General features: G+C 40.0%; 2 protein-coding genes. Both read left to right on the plus strand.

Annotated features, from left to right (window positions below; all coding sequences use genetic code 11):
- The first annotated feature begins 176 nt into the window (after nt 1–176).
- Nucleotides 177–1367, plus strand: a complete 1191-nt coding sequence (locus CXF78_RS16360; protein ID WP_102037373.1) for a DUF2855 family protein — start codon at nt 177–179, stop codon at nt 1365–1367.
- An 86-nt stretch (nt 1368–1453) separates the two neighbouring features.
- Nucleotides 1454–1770 (plus strand): bile acid:sodium symporter family protein (locus CXF78_RS16365; RefSeq protein ID WP_180957188.1); only part of this gene is annotated, 317 nt, incomplete at its 3' end.

Consider the following 1770-nt stretch of genomic DNA (forward strand, 5'->3'; position numbering starts at 1 on the left):
GAAAGACCAGACGAAGTGAATGTCGCCATTAATAATTTCATAAACGATTAACATTTATTTAAAGAAATTTAAAAACAATAAGTTAATTACATCCTTAGTTAAAGGCTTGTTGTAAAACAAACTCAATATAGTGCGCTGAATAACAAACGAAATAATAATAACGATAAAGGGATTTTATGACGACATTAACATCACAAACTCAACAGGCACTCGTATTTGAAGTGGCTAAAAATGACTTGTCACAAACACGTGTTGTTGAGCTTAATATTGAGCTGCCATTGGCTGAAAATGAAGTATTACTTAAAGTGAGTAAATTCGCGTTAACCGCAAATAACATCAGCTATGGCATCACTGGGGATGCATTAGGTTATTGGCAATTCTTTCCTGTTAACAATTCCCCTTTGGATACTGCTTCAAATTCGATTACGTCTAAAGCTAATGCAGTTCAACACACTCAATGGGGACGATTACCTGTGATGGGGTTTGCCGATGTGGTGTCATCAAATAATAAAGATATCAACGTTGGTGAACGAGTATGGGGATTTATGCCGATGGCGACTCATTTCAAAATCATTGGCGGTAAAGTGAACCCTACGGGATTTTCAGATCTCAATCCATGCAGAGAAGGCCTTTCACCTGTTTATGCTCGCTTTGATCGCGTCAGTGCTAATCCTTTTTATCAGCTAAAAAATGAAGACTATGACATCTTATTACGCGGACTGTTCACCACGTCTTGGCTAGTGGATGACTTTATGTTCGACAATCAGTATTTCGATGCGACTCAGTATCTGGTAACCAGTGCATCCAGTAAAACCAGCATTGCCCTCGCCTTTGCCATTAAGCAAAGAGGTCAACGCAGTGCGATTGGTATTACCTCCGAGGCCAATTTAAGTTTTGTTAAATCATTAGGTTGTTACGATCACGTTATTAGCTATAACGACATCACCACCCTAGATGCCAATGTGGCATCCATCTTAGTGGACATGGCCGGTGGTAAAAACACCTTAGCCGCCATTCATCACCACTTTAACCAACAACTGCGCTATTCATGCCGGATTGGTGCAACCCATCATGGCGATATTGACTTAACAGACACACAAAGTGATGGACTGCTACCAGGTGCGACTCCAACATTCTTCTTTGCACCAACGCAATTGAAAAAACGCAGTCTTGAATGGGGGGTTGGCGAAACCATGAAACAAATGAATCAATCGTTACTCCATTATATAGACTTTTGTAGATCCATTATCACCATTTCCCACACCCATGATCTTCACCACGTTAATGATATTTACCAACAGGTTTTAGCCGGAACGGCTGATGCATCTGTTGGACAAATCATATCGTTAGACACAAGTTCATCATAAACAAACCCAGTATAAACACGCTCATAGTAGAAAAATAAAAAAGGACGTTATCGGCCCAATAAAGGTCATATTTGAATGAGGTTATTATGGAAGATATTGAATTAGTGACATTTGTTAACACGCAAGTTATCCCTGTTTGCATCTTTTTAATTATGATGGGCATGGGGTTGTCTTTAGTGACAGATGATTTTAAACGCGTGCTTAAGTACCCAAAAGCAGTCGCGATAGGACTAACTAACCAGCTGCTTTTGTTACCTATTATTGGTTTTGGATTAGCTAACATTATGCCGTTAGAACCAGAATACGCTGTAGGCGTTATGTTACTGGTACTTTGCCCTGGCGGCACGACTTCTAATATGTTTTCTCACTTAGCAAAAGGTGATGTGGCGCTGTCGGTCACGAT

Source organism: Shewanella sp. 11B5 (genome assembly GCF_002836795.1).
GTDB lineage: Bacteria > Pseudomonadota > Gammaproteobacteria > Enterobacterales > Shewanellaceae > Shewanella > Shewanella frigidimarina.